Source organism: Bradyrhizobium stylosanthis (assembly GCF_001641335.1).
In the GTDB taxonomy this organism is placed as follows: Bacteria; Pseudomonadota; Alphaproteobacteria; order Rhizobiales; family Xanthobacteraceae; genus Bradyrhizobium; species Bradyrhizobium stylosanthis.
Map to the genome: position 1 here is coordinate 1,092,952 of NZ_LVEM01000001.1, position 17,469 is coordinate 1,110,420.

Genomic DNA, 17,469 nt, shown 5'->3' on the forward strand with positions numbered 1-17,469 from the left:
TGCGTCGCTCCAGGTTCGAGCGCCGACCGGCTCGTCTGCGAAGGGCGCTGGCCCGACGCGGATGACGCCGACGCGCGCCAGGATATCGCGCACAGCGGAGTGAGCACGCCGGTCTCGGTGTTGCTCGCGCGCGCCGTGCGATGAGCGGACCAACGCCGAGAAAGCGATCACCGGTTTGCGGAAGGCGAGGTTGTCGCGCGAGCGCTGCCATCGCGGCGATCTCTCGCGCCCACCCGTTCGGAAGGCCGTCGTCCTCGCGGATGGCAGCCGTGCCGTCGCGTTTCCGCTTCCGCGAAGCGATCTACTGAATGTCATGCAAGGACGATGCGTCATGAAGTCGCCAAACGCGAATCTTCCGGTGCGAGCAGCCGGCTCCGAGGAAGGGCAGGAGGCGATCGTTCGCGCCGCCCTCATCGGCAGCTACGATCGTCTGCGCGCCTACCTGCAACGACGCTTTGGCGGCAAGGCGGAAGCGGAGGAGGTGCTGCAGGCATTCATGTTGCGTGCGCTCGAGCGGTCAGGCGACATTCGCGACGCAGACCTGGTGCGAGGCTGGCTGAGCCGGGTCCTGGCGACGACCATCGCCGACTTCCATCGCCAGGCATCGAGAAGCAGGACGCGGGAGATGCCGTTCCCGCATGAGCTCAACGATCGCCTCGCGGCCGACCAGGACGCCGCGGCGAATGCCGCGGTCTGCGAGTGTCTTCACGCCCATCTGTCCCTGCTCAAGCCGGAGCATGCCGAAGTCATCAGGCGGATCGATCTCGCCGGTGAACAGCGGGAGCTGGTTGCCGTCGATCTGGGCGTGACCGTGAACAACCTCACGGTTCGGCTTCACCGTGCGCGGCACGCTCTGAAGGAACGTCTCGAGCAGACCTGTGTCGTATGTCTGGAGGAGAGCTTCTGGGAATGTCGCTGCGCCGACACCCGAGGTCCGTCCTAGCCGGCCTCGCGCCGGCGGCCCTCGCTGCCGCTGCGCTGGGCGAGCCGGCTGCGATGCAGCGCGAACAGCTCCAGCATCTTGTCGGCGGGCTTGGCGGCACTGAACAGATAGCCCTGCATCTCGGAGCAGCCGAGCGTGCGCAGCAGGCGCTGCTGCTCCTCGGTCTCGACGCCCTCGGCCGTGGTGGTCATGCGGCGGGCGGCCGCGAGGTTGACGACGGCCTGCACGATGCTGGCGGAGCCGTCGGGGCCGGCGATGTCGTCGACGAAGCAGCGGTCGATCTTGATCTTGTCGAACGGGAAGCGGTGCAGGTAGCTCAGCGAGGAATAACCGGTGCCGAAATCGTCGAGCGCAATGCGCACGCCGATGGCGCGGAGCTGGTGCAGGATCGCAAGCGCGGTGTCGTCGTCGCGGATCAGCACCGCCTCGGTGATCTCGAGCTCGAGCCGGCTCGCCGGCAGATTCGACGCGGCGAGCGCGGCCATGATCTTGAGCGCCAGCGTGCCGCTCTTGAACTGCACCGGCGAGACGTTGACGGCGAGGCGGATGTCGTCGGGCCAGGTCGCGGCATCCCGGCAGGCGGTCGCCAGCACCCATTCGCCGATCTCGTTGATCAGACCGGTGTCCTCGGCGATCGGGATGAACTCGGCGGGTGAGACCATGCCGCGTTCGGGATGGCGCCAGCGCACCAGCGCCTCGCAGCCGGTGATGCGGTCGTCCTTCAGCGCGAGGCAGGGCTGGTAGTAGACCTCGAGGCCGCCATGGGCGATGGCGTGGCGCAGGTCGATCTCGAGCTGCCGCCGTTCGCGGACCTTGGCGTCCATCTCCGGCTCGAAGAAGCGATAGGTCCGGCGTCCTGCGGATTTGGCGGCATACATCGCCAGGTCCGCGTTCTTCAGGATCTGGTCCAGCGCCGTGCCGTGTCCCGGCGCCAGCGCGATGCCGATGCTGGCGTCGCTGGTGAGATGATGGCCCATGCAGTCGATGGGCGTGCGGATGGCCTGGAAGACCCGGGCGACGAGATCGTTGACCTGGTCCGGCGACGTCACCGCGCTCTGCACGATGGCGAACTCGTCGCCGCCGAGCCGCGCCACGAAATCGGTCGGACCGGCGCAGCGGCTGAGGCTCGTTGCCAATGCTTTCAGGAGCTCGTCGCCGACGAGATGGCCGAGCGCGTCGTTGACGCCCTTGAACTCGTCGATGTCGATGTAGTGGACCGCAACTTCTTCGCCGTTGGCGATCACCGCCAGCTCCTGGCGCAGATGCTCGTGGAACATGGCGCGGTTGGGCAGGTCGGTCAGCGCGTCGTAATGGGCGAGGTGCGTGATGCGCTCCTCGATGCGCCGGCGCTCGGTGATGTCCTCGTGCGTCGCCACCCAGCCGCCGTCCGCGAGCGGTTCGTTGAGGATGTGGATCGAGCGGCCGTCGGCGGTGTCGACCACCATGGAATTGCGCACGTGAATGTCGCGCAGCACGCGTTCGACATACTGATCGATGTCGCCGGTGAACGAGCCGGTCGTCTTGCGATGGGCGATGATGTCGTGGAAGCTGCAGCCGGGCTTCACCACGGCGGTCGACAGGCCGTACATGTCGATGTAGCGCTGGTTGCACACCACCATCCGCCGGTCCGCGTCGAACAGCAGCAAACCCTGGGTCATGTTGTTGACGGCGCGGTCGAGCCGTTGCTTTTCCAGCGTCAGCCGCTCGCGCGAGAGGCGGTGCTGCTCCAGCAGCTTGCGCACGATCGCGATCAGGACGCCGGCGATGGCGAGCGCGGACGAGGCGGCGACCGAGATCAGGATGCCGATCTGCTCGCGCCAGTCCGTCAGGGCCGCCGCGCGTGTCGTGGTGGCCATCATCAGGATCGGGAAGTGGGGCAGGGCGTGCGAGGCGATCAGGCGGTCTTCGCCGTCGACCGGACTCATGAAGCGACCGGCGAAGTGATCGAGCCCGAAGACGCGCTGGTGCTCGAACGGGCCGGTCTTAAAATTCTGCCCCATCAGCTCGCTGGAATGGGGATAACGGGCGAGCAGCGTGCCGTCCCGGTGCAGCATCGAGATCGTCGCACCTTCGCCGAGCACGACAGACTCGAAGAACTTCTCGAAATTGGCGGGCTCGATGCCGCGACCGACCACGCCCATGAACTCGCCGTTCGGGCCGATGATCTTGCGCACGATGAGGATGGTCCAGGCGCCGGAGATGCGGCTGTGCAGCGGTTCGATCAGGACATCGGGCGAATAGGGATCGTACTTGAAGGTACGGAAATAGGCGCGATCGGACACGTTGATCTTGGGCGCCGGCCATGCCGTCGACGAATTGATCACGTTGCCGTCGGAATCGATGATGTTGACGCCGCCCATGTAGGGCAGCGCCTCGATCTTCGAGCGCAGCATGCGGTGGATGTCCTGGCCGGAAAGGCGCTTGCGATACTCATCCGCGCCGGCGACGCCGATGCCGCGGACGTGGTCGACGAAGTCCTTCTGGATGACCGCGAAGTCCTGCAGTTGCTGGTCGAAATGATGCGCGAGCATCAGCACGGTGTTTTCCAGCTCGCGGCCGGAATTGCGCAGCGCGCGTTCGCGGAAGTTCTGCGCCATCAGCGTCGCACCGACCGCGATCGCGGCGATCAGCAGCGTGCCGCCGACCACCAGCCAGCGGATCGGTCCGCTGCGTACGAAGGCTTGGTCAAACAGACGGCTGCCAAATCTCGTCATCACACGCAATCATTGCCCTGCACACGCCAGGATCAATTCTGGATCCTCAAAACATCCGTTGGTTTACGGGAACGATGTGGAGGCGGAGTTAGGAAGCGCAGTTAACGCGACATGAATACCCACACGCAAATGCGATCGATGCGCGCGATGCGGGACGTGCAGGAATTGCCGAAGCGTCGCGCGATGCCGGTCAGTTTCTGCCGGTCGCGCGAGGATCAACCAAGGCTTAACCATCTAAGGTGCTGGCGATCCTCACGTCGGGCAATGGCACGCGATTTGCGAACATGCCTGCCGACGACACAGTGAGGAGTTGATCATGAAAACCGTTTTGAAGAACTTCATTGCCGACGAATCCGGCGCGACCGCGATTGAATACGGCCTGATCGCCGCCGGCATCGCGCTCGCCATCATCGCCGTGGTCAACAACCTCGGCTCGACGCTGAAGCTGAAGTTCGGCTCGATCAGCACGTCACTGAAGTAGCGGAGCAAAGCGTTTTCGAGCGAAGTGGGTACCGGTTCGCGTCAAGAAAACGCGTCAAAACAAAACGAGAGTTCCGTTCCGATGCGATCGGAACGGAATTCTAGGCGCGGTAATGGCCGGACTTGCCGCCGAGCTTTTCGACAAGATGGATGCCCTCGATACGCACGCCGCGCTCGACCGCCTTGATCATGTCGTAGATGGTGAGGCAGGCGACCGACACGGCCGTGAGCGCCTCCATCTCGACGCCGGTCGGGCCGGTGACCTTGACGCTGGCGCGCACGAGGCAGCCCGGCAGTTTCGCATCCGGCTCGATGTCGACGGTGACCTTCGACAGCGCCAGCGGATGACAGAGCGGGATCAGCTCGGAAGTGCGCTTGGCCGCCATGATGCCGGCGATGCGCGCGGTGCCGAGCACGTCGCCCTTCTTGGCGTTGCCGGACACGATCAGGTCGAGCGTCGCCTTCGTCATGAGGACGCGGCCTTCCGCGACCGCGAGCCGCTCGGTCGCGGGCTTGGCCGAGACGTCCACCATCCGCGCCTCGCCGGAGGCACCGATATGGGTGAGGGCAGGGCCGGGCTTGGTCGATTTGGCCTTGGTCGGTTTGGTCTTCGCAGGCTTGCGCGCCATGTCAGCGCGTGCCCGTGGCGCGCGTTCCGCCCTCGCGCGCGAGCAGCGTGCGCGTGGCCGCCGTGACGTCGGCCTGCCGCATCAGGCTCTCGCCGACCAGGAAGGTCGACATGCCGACGCGCTCGAGCCGGGCGAGGTCGGCGGGCGTGAAGATGCCGCTTTCGCCGACCATCAGCCGGTCCGCAGGGATCAGCGGCGCCAGCGTCTCGCTGGTCGCCAGCGTGGTCTCGAACGTGCGCAGATTGCGGTTGTTGACGCCGATCATCGGCGAACGCAGCCTCAAAGCCCGGTCGAGCTCGGCGCGGTCATGGATCTCGATCAGCACGTCCATGCCATAGCCGATCGCGGCGTCCTCAAGGTCTTTGGCGGTGGCATCGTCGAGCGCGGCCATGATGATCAGGATGCAGTCGGCACCGTGCGCGCGCGCTTCCGCCACCTGATAGGTGTCGAACATGAAATCCTTGCGCAGGACAGGCAACGAGGTCGCCGCACGCGCGGCCACCATGAAGTCGAGATGGCCCTGGAACGAGGGCGTGTCCGTCAGCACCGACAGACAGGCGGCGCCGCCGGCCTCATAGGCCTTGGCGAGAAGCGGCGGATCGAAATCGGCGCGGATCAGTCCCTTCGAGGGCGAGGCCTTCTTGACCTCGGCGATAAGCGCGTAGTCGCCATTGGCGTGCTTCGCCCTGATCGCGCGCACGAAGCCGCGCGGAGCGGCTTGCGCCTTGGCCTTGGCCTCGACCGCCGACAGCGGCTGCGCGCGCTTGGCGGCGGCGATCTCCTCGCGCTTGTAGGCCTCGATCTTGGTCAGGATGTCCGACATGTCAGGCTCAGCCGTTCGAGACCGCGATCAAATGCTTCAGCCGCGCGTTGGCCGCGCCGCTGTCGAGCGATTGCACACCGATCGCAACGCCCTCCTTGAGGTCCTTGGCACGGCCGGCCACGACCAGCGCGGCGGCGGCGTTCATCAACGCCACGTCGCGGTAGGGGCTCGGCTTGCCGCTGAGCACGCTTTGCAGCGCGATCGCATTGGCGTCGGCGTCGCCGCCCTTGAGCGCACCGGTCTCGCAGCGCGAGAGCCCGGCTTCCTCGGGCGTCACCTCGAAATTCCGGATCTCGCCGTTCTCGAGCGCGGACACGAAGGTCGGGCCGGTGAGGGTGATCTCGTCGAGGCCGTCGGATCCGTGCACGACCCAGGCGGCTTCCGAGCCGAGGTTCTTGAGCACCTGCGCCAGCGGCTGCACCCACTGCCGGGAGAAGACGCCGACCATCTGCCGCTTCACGCCGGCCGGGTTGGAGAGCGGACCAAGCAGGTTGAAGATCGTGCGGGTCGCGAGCTCGACCCGGGTCGGCCCGACATTCTTCATGGCGGGATGGTGGGCAGGGGCGAACATGAAGCCGATGCCGCATTCGCGCACGCAGCGGCCGACCTGCTCGGGCTTGAGGTCGATCTTCACGCCGAGCGACGCCAGCACGTCCGCAGCGCCCGAGCGCGACGACAGCGCGCGGTTGCCGTGCTTGGCCACCGGCACGCCGGCGCCCGCGACGATGAAGGAGGCGCAGGTCGAGACGTTGACCGAGCCGGAGCCGTCGCCGCCGGTGCCGACGATGTCGACCGCGTCGGACGGCGCCGTCACGGTCAGCATCTTGGAGCGCATCGCCGCGACTGCGCCGGTGATCTCTTCCACGGTCTCGCCGCGCACCCGCAGCGCCATCAACAGGCCGCCCATCTGCGAGGGCGTCGCCTCGCCCGACATCATGGCGTCGAAGGCGGATGAGGCTTCGTCACGCGACAGGCTGGCGCCGGTCGCCACTTTTCCAATGATCGATTTCAGGTCGTCCATCGCGTGCTTTCAACTCACTGGTTCGCGCCGGTCACTTGCGCGAAGGCGGCCTGATTAATGGTGGTCCCGATGTCGGTTTCAAGCTTGTTGACGTAGGAGGCGATCTGCTCCTCGGTCAGGGCGCGGTCGAGGCTTTCCGTCAGCTTCTTGACCGCGTCGGAGGCGGCGTCGACCGCGGGATCGACGATGTCGGTGACGCGGAACACGATCACTTCGCTGCCGCCGCTGACGGCCGTCTGCCCGACACCGTCCTTGGCGGTGCGGAAGGCGGCTGCAACGACGGTGCCGGGCACGCCGGCGGGCGAGTCGTCGCGCTTGAAGCTGGTCGCAGTCTCGAACTTGGCGCCGATCGCAGTGGCTTCATCGGCAAGCTTGCCGCCGGCTTCGAGCTTCTGCACCAACTCGGTCGCCTTGGCCTTCAGCTTGGTCGCGATCTGGTCCTGGCGCCAGCGCGCCTCGACCTGGTCGCGCACCTCGTCGAGGTTGCGATCGCGCGACGGCGTGATGCCCAGCACGTCGTACCAGGCATAGCCGCCCTTGAACGAGATCGCGTCGTTGTCGACGCCGACATCGGTGTTGAAGGCCTGCGACACCACGTCGAGGCCCTGCGGGATGTTGGCGACCGGCTGGCCGTTCGGGGCGCGGCCGGAGCGGTCGACGGCGTCGATGGTCACGGCGGTGAGGCCGAGCTTCTGCGCCGCGTCGATCACGCTGGCGCCGCCGCCGCGCTCGTCTTCCATCTTGTCGCGGAGATCGGCGACCTTGGTACGGGCGCGGTCGGCCGCGATCTCGCGCTTGATGTCGCCGGCAAGCTTCGCGTAGTCGGCCTCATTGCCCGGCTCGATCTTGTCGACCTTGACTATGGAGGTGCCGAGGGCGCCCTGGATCGGCTGGCTGATCTCGCCTTGGGGCAGCGCGAAGGCCGCATTGCCGACCGCAGCGTCGAGCGAGGACTTGGTCACGAGCCCGAGATCGATGTCGGAGGCGCTGAGACCGCGCTCCTTGCCGAGATCCTCGAACGACATTCCGCCGACGAGGCGCTCACGTGCAGCCTTTGCCTCGGCCTCGTTGGGAAACACGAGCTGCTGGATCTGGCGCTTCTCGGGCGTGCCGAGCCGGTCCTTGCGCTGCTCGAACACCTTGCGGGCGTCCTCGTCGGAGACCTCGCTCCATTTGCCGATCTCTTCCGGCGAGATCACGACGAACGCGATCTTGCGATATTCGGGGGCGCGGAACTGGACCTTGTGGTCCTCGAAATAGGCTGCGAGCGCCTCGGGCGAGGGCGCGTCGATGGTGCCTGCCTGGGCCGCGTCAAGCCTGATGAATTCGATGGAGCGCTGCTCGTTCTGGAAGCGCGTCAGCACGTCGATCATGGTCTTCGGCGGCTCGAGGCCGGCGCCGATCGTGCCGGTGATCTGCCGGCGCAGCGACACCTTGCGCTGCTCGGCGACGTAGCGCTGCTCGGTATAGCCGAAATTGCGGATCACGGCCTGGAAGCGGTTGGCATCGAAGGTGCCGCCGACGCCCTTGAAGTTGGGGTCGTTCATGATGACCTGGCGGATCTGCTCGTCGGACTGGCCGAGCCCGAGACGGCGCGCCTCCTCGTCGAGGGCGGCTTCCGCAATCGTCTGCTGCAGCACCTGCCGGTCGAGGCCGAACGCGCGCGCCTGGTCGGGCGTCAGCGGCCGGCCGAACTGGCGGCTGATCTGCTGCAGGCGGTCGGTGTAGATCTGCCGGAACTCGTTCAGCGATATCTCGGTGCTGCCGATCTTGGCCACCGTGGACTGCCCGAAGCCCTTGAAGATGTCGGCGATGCCCCAAATGCCGAAACTGATGATCAACACGCCCATCACCATGGCCATAATGGTTTTGCCGAGCCAGTTTGATGAGGCCTTGCGCATTCCTCGAAGCATTTGGTCCAACTTGTTTGGTCAGGAGGGGAACGGGAGCGCGTCTTAATGCAGATTCCGCAAAAGCGCGTCACCAAATTGATAGATCATCATAAAGTGGCGGCTTTCCCCCCGCAACCTCAGGTCAGGCCGTGGCTCCGCGCTGCGGTTAATCGCCCCTGGTCTCTGGAACTGCTGTGGCAGCTCTGCTAGCGCATGCACAAACCTCATCTTGCTGGAAATTAATATGACCGATGCCATCCGACCGCTGATCGCCGGCAACTGGAAAATGAACGGCCTGAAGGCCCAGGCTGCCGAATTCGACGCCATGCTCAATGGCGCGGCAGAGGTGGCCGCCAAGGCCGACCTGCTGGTCTGCCCGCCGGTGACCCTGGTTGCGGCTTTTGCCGGTAAAGCGGCCGGCAAGAAGGTCGCGGTGGGAGCCCAGGATTGCCATCCCAAGGCCTCCGGCGCCCATACCGGCGATATCGCCGCCGAGATGCTGGCGGATGCCGGGGCGACCGCCATCATCGTCGGCCATTCCGAGCGCCGCGCCGATCATGGCGAGGGTGATGCTCTCGTCCGGCAGAAGGCCGAAGCCGCCTGGCGGGCAGGGGTCACGGCGATCGTCTGCATCGGCGAGACGCAGGCCCAGCGCGACGCCGGCCAGACCCTGGACATCCTGCGCGGTCAGCTCGACGGCTCACTGCCGGATGGCTCCACCTCCGCCAATCTGGTCGTGGCCTATGAGCCGGTCTGGGCGATCGGTACGGGCCTGACCCCTACGGCGAAAGATGTCGAGCAGATTCATGGGTTTATCCGGGAATTCCTGACCTCCCGGTTCAAGGCCGACGGTGCCAGGATGCGCATCCTCTACGGCGGCTCCGTCAAGCCCTCGAACGCGGCCGAGCTGATGGCCGTCAAGAACGTCAACGGCGCGCTGGTCGGCGGCGCCAGCCTGAAGGCGGCCGATTTCCTTGCCATTGCCAAGGGCTGCCCCTAGCTAACCCAAACCGGTTGGTCCGGGCCCGATCGGGGGTGGCAATAGCCCCTCCGATCGTGTAACACCGCGCAACTTCAGGAAAACCCGCGAAGCGCGATCGGCCGCCGTCAGGCGCCGCCCGCTTGTGACGGAAGGACACTATGCAGACCGTTGTCATCGTCATTCACCTCATGATCGTCGCCGTCATGATTGGCGCCGTCCTGCTCCAGAAGTCGGAAGGCGGCGGCCTCGGCATGGGCGGCGGCGCGGGCTTCATGTCGAGCCGCGGCACCGCGAACCTCCTGACGCGGACCACCGCGATTCTGGCCGGGCTTTTCTTCCTCACCAGCATGTTCCTGTCCTGGCACGCGGGCTACAGCCGCGCGCCGTCGTCGATCATCGGCACGCCGGCCTCGCAGGGCCAGCCGGCTGGCGGCTCGCCGATCGCGCCCCCGACCTCAGGCGGCATCCTGGATTCGCTGAAGAAGGCCGACGAGCAGCAGCAGGCGCCGGCTCCGACCGGCCCGCAGGTGCCGCGTTCGCAATAAAGCAGGGGGGCCATGCAGGGCGGCGGCTACCGTCCTGCGTCAACAATCCCCATCAAGGCACTGTCACCACTCTTAGTTTTGGCTCACCCACAGGCCCGCAGAATCTTTGGGGCGGAATACGAATCGCTTTGGCGAATCGAATTCGAGGGATTAGAGGTTAGGTCCCATGGCGCGGTACATATTCATCACCGGCGGCGTGGTTTCTTCGCTCGGCAAGGGTCTGGCTTCAGCGGCACTCGGTGCCCTGCTGCAGGCCCGGGGCTACAAGGTCCGCCTCCGCAAGCTCGACCCCTATCTCAACCTCGATCCCGGAACGATGTCGCCGTATCAGCACGGCGAAGTGTTCGTTACCGATGACGGCGCGGAGACCGATCTCGATCTCGGTCACTACGAGCGCTTCACCGGCCGGCCTGCGACCAAGCAGGACAACATCACGACGGGGCGGATCTACCAGGACATCATCTCCAAGGAGCGCCGCGGCGATTATCTCGGCGCGACCATCCAGGTGGTTCCGCACGTCACCAACGCGATCAAGGAGTTCGTCCTCTCCGGCAATGACGACTACGACTTCGTGCTGGTCGAGATCGGCGGCACCGTCGGCGACATTGAGGGCCTGCCGTTCTTCGAGGCGATCCGCCAGCTCAAGAACGAGCTGCCGCGCGACCACGCCATCTACATTCACCTTACGCTGCTGCCCTACATTCCCAGCGCCGGCGAACTGAAGACCAAGCCGACGCAGCACTCGGTGAAGGAGCTGCGTTCGATCGGTATCCAGCCGGACATCCTGCTCTGCCGCACCGATCGCGAGATTCCGAAGGAAGAGCGGCGTAAGCTCGGCCTGTTCTGTAACGTGCGCGAGAGCGCCGTGATCGAGGCGCGTGATGCCGACAGCATCTACGCCGTGCCCGAGGCTTATCATAACGCGGGCCTGGACGACGAAGTGCTCGCCGCCTTCGGCATCGAAGCGCGCATCCCGCCGGTGCTCAAGAGCTGGAACCAGATCAACGAGCGCATCCGCAACCCCGAAGGCAACGTCACCATCGCCATCGTCGGCAAGTACACCGGCATGAAGGATGCGTACAAGTCGCTGATCGAGGCGCTTTCGCATGGCGGCATCGCCAACAAGGTGAAGGTCAATCTCGACTGGATCGAGAGCGAGATCTTCGAGAAGGAAGATCCGGCGCCGTTCCTCGAGCACGTCAACGGCATCCTCGTGCCCGGCGGCTTCGGCCAGCGCGGCGCGGAGGGCAAGATCCGCGCGGCGCAGTTCGCGCGCGAGCGCGACGTGCCGTATTTCGGCATCTGCTTCGGCATGCAGATGGCGGTGATCGAGGCGGCGCGTAACCTCGTCGGCATCGAGGACGCCAACTCCACCGAGTTCGGTCCGACCAAGGAACCCCTGGTCGGCCTGATGACGGAATGGCTGCGCGGCAACGAGCTCGAGAAGCGCTCGCAAGCCGGCGACCTCGGCGGCACGATGCGGCTCGGCGCCTATCCGGCTGCGCTCAATCGCGGCAGCCGCGTCTCGCAGGTCTATGGCGGCGCGACCGAGATTTCCGAGCGCCACCGCCATCGCTACGAAGTGAACACCGCCTACAAGGATCGCCTCGAGCAGCACGGCCTGAAATTCTCCGGGCTCTCGCCCGACGGCGTGCTGCCTGAGATCGTCGAGTACGAGGACCACCCCTGGTTCATCGGCGTCCAGTTCCACCCCGAGCTGAAGTCGCGGCCGTTCGAGCCGCACCCGCTGTTCGCCTCGTTCATTCAGGCAGCGATGGTGCAAAGCCGGCTGGTGTGATGGTTCAGCGCGCGGCCGAGTGGTCGCGCGCGTGATGCATCGGCTCCAGCGCCACCCGCGCTGACGGCTCAGGCGCAAGCGATCCCGTGATCAGCTTCATCTGCGGCCGCCGCGTCAACCTGTAGACGGCGGCGGGCGGTACGTTCAGCAAGGCGCGATCCACGAGCTTTGCGCGCAGGCCCAGCCGGTCGAGCACGGGCCGCGGCACCGGGCAGCTCATGCCATAGGTGAATTGGTAGAACGCGCCGCCGGGGCGCAAATAGCTAAACGCGCCGCCGAGGATCGAGATGACCTTGCGCCTGCTCATGTTGAGCAGCGGCAGGCCGCTCACGACCGCGCCGACCGGCGCGCCGTCATAGAGACGCTCGGTCGTCAGCCGGCCTGCGTCCATCCACAGCACGCGCGCGCCGGGAAAACGCATCTGCAGCAGCTTCATGAAGTCGGAGCCGTATTCGATCAGCGTGAGATCTTGCGGACGGACACCGCGCTTGAGCAGCTTGTAGGTGAACGCGCCGGTGCCTGGACCGAGCTCGAGGATCGGACCCGTCGATGCGCTGATCTCGCGCGTGATGAGGTCGGCCAGTGCCGCACCCGATGGTGCGACGGCGCCGACCCGGCGCGGTGACGACATCCAGGACAGGAAGAACGAAAGAAAATCGTTGGGCATGCGCACTCCGGCATCGTGGTTTGCACCTCCCGAGATCGGAGGTGAGACGGATGCAGTGTTGCGGAGGCGCATTGCGACAGCATTGCGCTGCCGGAAGCGGATGCGGATTGAATCAACTCTTTCGAACCGGCGGCAGCGTCATCCGGAAACAGGCGCCGCCCTCTGGTCCATCGGCCACCGAGACGTGGCCGCCGTGCAGCTGCACGATCTCGCGCACCATGTTGAGGCCGAGGCCGGCCCCGCGATCGAGCGGCGCCAGCCGGTAGAACGGCTCGAACACCTGTTCGCGCTGATCGGCGGGAATGCCGGCGCCTTCATCCGTGACCTCGATGTTCGCTGGACTAGAGACGCGAATCCCGATCGTGCCGCGGCGCGGGCCGTGCTGGATCGCGTTCTGCACGAGATTGGTCAGCGCGCGCTCCAGTGCCGCCGCATCGCCGATCGTCTCGATCTGTGTCGCCGGCGCATCGAGCGCCAGCTCGTAGCCGGCCGCGATCGCCAGCGGCGCGAGGTCGGCGGCAACGCTTTGCGCAACCGCGACGAGATTGAGGCGCGTGAAGGGATGACCGCAGCGGTCGAGCCGCTGGATGTCGAGCAATTGCTCGGCAAGTGTCGCAAGCCGTGCGGCATCCTCCAGCAGGCGGGTCTTGTCCGGGCCGGGGCTGAGCGACTCCAGCCGCGTGTTCAGGATCGCGATCGGTGTGCGCAGCTCGTGCGCGGCGTCCGCAACGAAGCGCTTGTGGCGGGCATAGCCCTGGTCGAGCCGTGCCAGCGCGTCGTTGATCGCGGATACCAGCGGCACGACTTCCAGCGGAATGCGCTCCACCGGAAGCCGCGCGCCGCGCTGGTGGATGTCGATGCGCCTAGCCTCGTCCGCCGCGGTATCGAGCCCCCTGAACGCGCGCTGCACGATCATCGGCGTCGCGATGAAGGTCGCCGTTCCCATCAGCAAGAGACCGGGCAGGGCGATGCCCAGGAACGCAAGCGAAGTCATGAACAGCGCCTTGGCGCCCGTCAGCCGTCCCTGCGTCGCCGTGATGACCTGCACATTGCCCGCTGGCGTGTCGACCCGTTTCAGCCGCGCCGCCGGCTTGCGTGGATCGTCCTCGAACATCTGCCAGCCGAGCCGCGCCTGGCTGATCTGGTCGAGGCCGTTGCCGATCGCGGCGAACTCGGCCGGCACGGTGCCTTCGCTGAGCGAGCGGCCCTGCCGGTCGCGCACCAAAAACCAGAGGTCGGGCGTTTCGTTGCGCAACTGCTGCAGCTCGGCGGTCGGCCGCAACGCCAGTCCGCCTTGCGCATCGCGTGTGAGCGCGCGCTGGACGACATCGATGACACGGTCCTCGTCGCGCTCGGCGAGCGCGAAGCCGGAGGCGCAGAGCCCGGCGATGACGATTGCGACCAGCGCGACCAGGATCGCCGCCTGGAGCGAGAGCAGGCGCCAGCTTAGCCGCGAGCGCAGGCAATAGGGATCGTCGTGTTTGCTCATATCAGCTTCTTCAGGCTGGCAGCTTCTTGAGGAGATAGCCGACGCCGCGAATGCCGTGGATCTCGATGCCCGCGTCGGCGTCCGCGAGCTTTCGCCGTAGCCGCGAGACATGGGTGTCGAGCGCGTTCGACTGGATCTCGTCGTCGAAATTGTAGACCGCCTCTTCCAGTGCCGCGCGCAGCACGGTCCGGCCCATGCGGCGGACCAGGGCTTCGAGCACCAGGAGCTCGCGGCGCGGCAGCTCGAATGGCGTGCCGTCGATGCTGGCCTCGCGATGACCGAGATCGAAGGCGAGGCGGCCGGCACGAATGACGTCGGGGGACAGGCCCGCGGGCCGCCGCAGCACGGCGCGCAGCCGCGCCAGCAACTCCTCGACCGCGAACGGTTTTGCCAGATAGTCGTCGGCGCCGCTGTCGAGCCCGGCGATGCGGTCGGCGAGCTCGCCCCGCGCGGTCAGGACGATGATCGGCACACCGTCGGCGCGCGCCCGGAGCTTCGGGATCAGGGCAAGGCCGTCGCCGTCGGGAAGCTGGCGGTCGAGCAGGACCGCGGCGTGGACGTCGGCGGAGATGGCTTCCTCCGCTTCGGCGAGTGTGGGGGCATGGTCAACCACCATGTCATAGCGCTTCAGCGCCGAGGCCAGCGCGCCGGCCATTTCCGCTTCGTCCTCGACCAGCAAAATCCGCATGTGACAGGCACCCAGGCTGCGACTGAGCCTTTGTAGCGGCCCGATCATTGCGGCAGCATTGCGGGAGTCCGGCGCAGCGCCGCAAGCGCAAGCTATGCGCGGAACGCCACAGGGGCGGCCGGGCGGGGCTCAAGACACCGTCGGGGCCAGCCGCTATAACCGCCGGGCCTGTTCAGGGAGGAACAAGAATGATCTATGAAATGCGCGTCTATCGCTGCGTCCCCGGCCGCCTGCCGGCGCTCTTGAAGCGGTTCGAGACGGTGACGCTGAAGCTGTGGGAGAAGCACGGTATCCGCCAGGCCGGATTCTTCACCACGCTGATCGGCGAATCCAACCAGGAGCTGACCTATTTCCTGGCCTGGGAGTCGCTTGGCGAGCGCGAGACGAAGTGGGGCAAGTTCATGACCGATCCGGACTGGATGAAAGCGCGCGCCGAAAGCGAAGCGGACGGCCAGATCGTCGGCAATATCGTCAGCCAGTTCCTGACGCCGACGGCCTTCTCGGCGGTGAAGTAGGAACCTGCCGACGCACGGGCGGCGCCGGGAGCCCCGGCGCAACCCTGATATTCGGATGACCCGGCCCGAATAGGGTTGATCCGACCCTCGCGGCGGCTATGGTTCGCGCCGAAACGAGGGATTTGCCTTGAGCTCTTCGACGTCAGCGGCGCCGGTCGTCACCATCGGCAGCGTCAAATTCGGCAATGATCTGCCGATCTCGATCATTGCCGGGCCCTGCCAGCTCGAAAGCCGCCAGCACGCGCTGGAAGTGGCCTCCGCACTGAAGGAGATCGCGGCGCGGCTGAAGATCGGCCTCGTCTACAAGACCTCGTTCGACAAGGCGAACCGCACCAGCGCGTCGGCGGCGCGCGGGCTGGGGCTGGCACAGTCGCTGCCGATCTTCGCCGAGATCCAGTCCTCTCTCGGCCTTCCCGTTCTGACAGATGTGCACGAAGCCACGCAATGCGCCGAAGTCGCGCAGGCGGTGGACATCCTGCAGATCCCGGCCTTCCTGTGCCGTCAGACCGATCTGCTGCTGGCCGCGGCCGCGACCGGCAAGGTCGTCAACGTCAAGAAGGGGCAGTTCCTGGCGCCCTGGGACATGGCCAATGTGGTGACCAAGATCACCAGCGCCGACAATCCGAACGTGCTCGTCACCGAGCGCGGCGCCTCCTTCGGCTACAACACGCTGGTGTCCGACATGCGCGCGCTGCCGATCCTGGCGCGCACCACCGGCGCGCCCGTGATCTTCGATGCCACCCATTCGGTGCAGCAGCCGGGCGGGAAGGGGACCTCATCGGGCGGCGAGCGCGAATTCGTGCCGGTGCTGGCGCGCGCGGCCGTCGCGGTCGGCGTTGCCGGCGTCTTCATCGAGACCCATCCCGATCCTGATCGCGCCCCGTCCGACGGCCCGAACATGGTGCCGCTGCGGGACTTCGAGGCGCTGATCCGTACGCTGATGGCGTTCGACGCGGTGACGAAAAGCACAACGCGCTGATGCACCAGCCTGCGACCGGGGCGCCCGCCGACCAGAAGTTTCCACCCGCGATCAACATCATCGCGCTGGCGAGCTTCTCGGCGGCACTGTCGACGCGCGCGCTCGATCCAGTCCTGCCGCATGTCGCCGAGGATTTTTCGATCAGCGTCACGACCGCCGCCAGCATCGCGGCCGGCTATGCCCTGATCTACGCGCTGGTCCAGCCCGTGATCGGCGCGGCCGCCGATATGTTCGGCAAGGCGCGGCTGATGACCCTGTGTCTGGCGCTGCTCGGTGTCGCCTCCATTCTCGGCGCGGTCGCGACCACCTTCTCGGGCCTGTTCGCGAGCCGCATCCTGGCAGGCATCGCCGCCGGCGGCGTGTTTCCGGTCGCTCTCGGCCTGACCGCCGACCTCGTCGTACCCGCCAAGCGGCAGGTCGCGATCGGCCGCACGCTCGCGGGCTCGATGACCGGCAATCTGTTAGGTGCGACCGCCTCCGGCATCATCGGCGAGTTCATCGGCTGGCGCGGCGTGCTGATGATCCTCGGCGCGCTCGGTCTGATCGCGGCCGTTGCGGTGGCGGCCGGCTTTCGCGGTGCCGCGCTGACGGCGCCGCCGAAGACCGATTTCAAGGCATTGCGACAGGGCTATCGCACCATCTTCGCCAACCCCAACACGCGCTACTGCTACTCGGCGGTGTTCGTCGAGGGCTGCTGCGTGTTTGGCCTGTTTCCCTTCATCGCTGCGTTGCTGTTCGATCTCGGCGAGAAGTCGCCGTCGATCGCGGGCATCGTCATCGCCGGCTTTGCGGTCGGCGGGCTGTTCTACACCTTCACGGTCTCGCGCTTCCTGCCATGGCTGGGCGTCAAGGGCATGATGATCGCGGGCGCGGGCCTTGTCGGGCTGCAGCTCGGCCTGCTCGCCTTAGGGCCCCAATGGAAGCTGCAATTCGTCAGCATGCTGGCGATGGGGTGGGGCTTCTACATGATCCATGGCTGCCTCCAGGTGTTTGCCAGCGAGCTCTCCGTCGGGGCGCGGGCGACCGCGATGTCGCTGCACTCGTTCTTCTTCTTCATGGGGCAGACGGTTGGCCCGATCGCCTACGGCCTCGGCCTCCAGCACGGCGGCAAGGTGCCGACGCTGCTCGTGAGCGCGGCGATCATGGTCACGCTGGGCCTCGTCTGCGCCCGCTGGCTCAAATCGCGGGCACCGGCGGACGCGCGCGCCTGACGGAAGTACCGAATTACCGGACATCCGTAATTGTCCGGGAGAAAACGGTAGCCAACTCCCTTCAATCTTAAATCAAATCTCACCGTTCGCTCC

General features: G+C 66.3%; 16 protein-coding genes. 8 read left to right on the forward strand and 8 right to left on the reverse strand.

What is annotated here, in order from left to right; genetic code table 11:
- Nucleotides 1-331: 331 nt before the first annotated feature.
- Nucleotides 332-943, forward strand: a complete 612-nt coding sequence (locus tag A7X65_RS05425; RefSeq protein WP_063684813.1) for an RNA polymerase sigma factor — start codon at nt 332-334, stop codon at nt 941-943.
- Here the strand turns inward: A7X65_RS05425 and A7X65_RS05430 are convergent.
- Entirely contained in the window at nt 940-3,657 is a 2,718-nt protein-coding gene (locus A7X65_RS05430) for a bifunctional diguanylate cyclase/phosphodiesterase (RefSeq protein ID WP_063683260.1), read from the reverse strand. The genes A7X65_RS05425 and A7X65_RS05430 overlap by 4 nt on opposite strands.
- Nucleotides 3,658-3,973: 316 nt before the next feature.
- On the opposite strand from A7X65_RS05430, the gene A7X65_RS05435 reads away from it, so the two are divergent.
- Nucleotides 3,974-4,138 carry a Flp family type IVb pilin gene (locus A7X65_RS05435; protein WP_026311877.1) on the forward strand — a complete coding sequence of 55 codons (165 nt, stop codon included), beginning with the start codon at nt 3,974-3,976 and terminating at the stop codon, nt 4,136-4,138.
- A 100-nt stretch (nt 4,139-4,238) separates the two neighbouring features.
- Here A7X65_RS05435 and moaC read toward each other — a convergent pair whose 3' ends face one another.
- The 4 genes from moaC to A7X65_RS05455 are packed head-to-tail and all read right to left on the reverse strand — an operon-like array spanning nt 4,239 to nt 8,523.
- On the reverse strand, nt 4,239-4,766 hold the full coding sequence (gene moaC, locus A7X65_RS05440; protein WP_063683261.1) for a cyclic pyranopterin monophosphate synthase MoaC: 528 nt from the start codon (nt 4,764-4,766) through the stop codon (nt 4,239-4,241).
- 1 nt (nt 4,767) lies between these two features.
- A complete protein-coding gene (trpC, locus tag A7X65_RS05445) occupies nt 4,768-5,589 on the reverse strand; it encodes an indole-3-glycerol phosphate synthase TrpC (protein ID WP_063683262.1) in 822 nt (273 codons plus the stop codon).
- A gap of 7 nt (nt 5,590-5,596) precedes the next feature.
- On the reverse strand, nt 5,597-6,610 hold the full coding sequence (gene trpD, locus A7X65_RS05450; RefSeq protein WP_063683263.1) for an anthranilate phosphoribosyltransferase: 1,014 nt from the start codon (nt 6,608-6,610) through the stop codon (nt 5,597-5,599).
- A 14-nt stretch (nt 6,611-6,624) separates the two neighbouring features.
- The gene (locus A7X65_RS05455) at nt 6,625-8,523 is read right to left on the reverse strand and encodes a SurA N-terminal domain-containing protein (protein WP_063683264.1); all 1,899 of its coding nucleotides are present in this window, start codon (nt 8,521-8,523) and stop codon (nt 6,625-6,627) included.
- Between the two features lie 223 nt (nt 8,524-8,746).
- Between A7X65_RS05455 and tpiA the strand changes: the two genes are divergently transcribed.
- The 3 genes from tpiA to pyrG all read left to right on the forward strand — a co-directional run bounded on the left by tpiA (nt 8,747) and on the right by pyrG (nt 11,827).
- The gene (tpiA, locus tag A7X65_RS05465; protein WP_063683266.1) at nt 8,747-9,502 is read left to right on the forward strand and encodes a triose-phosphate isomerase; all 756 of its coding nucleotides are present in this window, start codon (nt 8,747-8,749) and stop codon (nt 9,500-9,502) included.
- 140 nt (nt 9,503-9,642) lie between these two features.
- Nucleotides 9,643-10,029, forward strand: coding sequence for a preprotein translocase subunit SecG (gene secG / locus A7X65_RS05470; RefSeq protein WP_063683267.1), 387 nt, complete (start codon nt 9,643-9,645; stop codon nt 10,027-10,029).
- Between the two features lie 166 nt (nt 10,030-10,195).
- Entirely contained in the window at nt 10,196-11,827 is a 1,632-nt protein-coding gene (gene pyrG, locus A7X65_RS05475) for a CTP synthase (RefSeq protein WP_063683268.1), read from the forward strand.
- Nucleotides 11,828-11,831: 4 nt separating this feature from the next.
- On the opposite strand, the gene A7X65_RS05480 is transcribed toward pyrG, so the two are convergent.
- The 3 genes from A7X65_RS05480 to A7X65_RS05490 all read right to left on the reverse strand — a co-directional run bounded on the left by A7X65_RS05480 (nt 11,832) and on the right by A7X65_RS05490 (nt 14,671).
- A complete protein-coding gene (locus A7X65_RS05480; protein WP_063683269.1) occupies nt 11,832-12,494 on the reverse strand; it encodes a class I SAM-dependent methyltransferase in 663 nt (220 codons plus the stop codon).
- Nucleotides 12,495-12,606: 112 nt separating this feature from the next.
- Nucleotides 12,607-13,983, reverse strand: coding sequence for a sensor histidine kinase (locus A7X65_RS05485; protein WP_063683270.1), 1,377 nt, complete (start codon nt 13,981-13,983; stop codon nt 12,607-12,609).
- A gap of 10 nt (nt 13,984-13,993) precedes the next feature.
- On the reverse strand, nt 13,994-14,671 hold the full coding sequence (locus A7X65_RS05490; RefSeq protein ID WP_063683271.1) for a response regulator transcription factor: 678 nt from the start codon (nt 14,669-14,671) through the stop codon (nt 13,994-13,996).
- 188 nt (nt 14,672-14,859) lie between these two features.
- Between A7X65_RS05490 and A7X65_RS05495 the strand changes: the two genes are divergently transcribed.
- From A7X65_RS05495 to A7X65_RS05505, 3 genes are all read left to right on the forward strand, one after another.
- A complete protein-coding gene (locus A7X65_RS05495; protein WP_063683272.1) occupies nt 14,860-15,186 on the forward strand; it encodes an NIPSNAP family protein in 327 nt (108 codons plus the stop codon).
- A gap of 127 nt (nt 15,187-15,313) precedes the next feature.
- On the forward strand, nt 15,314-16,165 hold the full coding sequence (gene kdsA / locus A7X65_RS05500; protein WP_063683273.1) for a 3-deoxy-8-phosphooctulonate synthase: 852 nt from the start codon (nt 15,314-15,316) through the stop codon (nt 16,163-16,165).
- On the forward strand, nt 16,165-17,376 hold the full coding sequence (locus A7X65_RS05505; RefSeq protein WP_063683274.1) for an MFS transporter: 1,212 nt from the start codon (nt 16,165-16,167) through the stop codon (nt 17,374-17,376). Before kdsA ends, A7X65_RS05505 begins: the two co-directional genes overlap by 1 nt.
- Nucleotides 17,377-17,469: the final 93 nt, after the last annotated feature.

What these genes read in the sequence shown, in the direction of transcription:
- A7X65_RS05425 (WP_063684813.1), top strand. Translation starts at nt 332, where the DNA reads ATGAAGTCGCCAAACGCGAATCTTCCGGTGCGAGCAGCCGGCTCCGAG.
- A7X65_RS05430 (WP_063683260.1), bottom strand. Translation starts at nt 3,657, where the DNA reads ATGACGAGATTTGGCAGCCGTCTGTTTGACCAAGCCTTCGTACGCAGC.
- A7X65_RS05435 (WP_026311877.1), top strand. Translation starts at nt 3,974, where the DNA reads ATGAAAACCGTTTTGAAGAACTTCATTGCCGACGAATCCGGCGCGACC.
- moaC (WP_063683261.1), bottom strand. Translation starts at nt 4,766, where the DNA reads ATGGCGCGCAAGCCTGCGAAGACCAAACCGACCAAGGCCAAATCGACC.
- trpC (WP_063683262.1), bottom strand. Translation starts at nt 5,589, where the DNA reads ATGTCGGACATCCTGACCAAGATCGAGGCCTACAAGCGCGAGGAGATC.
- trpD (WP_063683263.1), bottom strand. Translation starts at nt 6,610, where the DNA reads ATGGACGACCTGAAATCGATCATTGGAAAAGTGGCGACCGGCGCCAGC.
- A7X65_RS05455 (WP_063683264.1), bottom strand. Translation starts at nt 8,523, where the DNA reads ATGCTTCGAGGAATGCGCAAGGCCTCATCAAACTGGCTCGGCAAAACC.
- tpiA (WP_063683266.1), top strand. Translation starts at nt 8,747, where the DNA reads ATGACCGATGCCATCCGACCGCTGATCGCCGGCAACTGGAAAATGAAC.
- secG (WP_063683267.1), top strand. Translation starts at nt 9,643, where the DNA reads ATGCAGACCGTTGTCATCGTCATTCACCTCATGATCGTCGCCGTCATG.
- pyrG (WP_063683268.1), top strand. Translation starts at nt 10,196, where the DNA reads ATGGCGCGGTACATATTCATCACCGGCGGCGTGGTTTCTTCGCTCGGC.
- A7X65_RS05480 (WP_063683269.1), bottom strand. Translation starts at nt 12,494, where the DNA reads ATGCCCAACGATTTTCTTTCGTTCTTCCTGTCCTGGATGTCGTCACCG.
- A7X65_RS05485 (WP_063683270.1), bottom strand. Translation starts at nt 13,983, where the DNA reads ATGAGCAAACACGACGATCCCTATTGCCTGCGCTCGCGGCTAAGCTGG.
- A7X65_RS05490 (WP_063683271.1), bottom strand. Translation starts at nt 14,671, where the DNA reads ATGCGGATTTTGCTGGTCGAGGACGAAGCGGAAATGGCCGGCGCGCTG.
- A7X65_RS05495 (WP_063683272.1), top strand. Translation starts at nt 14,860, where the DNA reads ATGATCTATGAAATGCGCGTCTATCGCTGCGTCCCCGGCCGCCTGCCG.
- A7X65_RS05505 (WP_063683274.1), top strand. Translation starts at nt 16,165, where the DNA reads ATGCACCAGCCTGCGACCGGGGCGCCCGCCGACCAGAAGTTTCCACCC.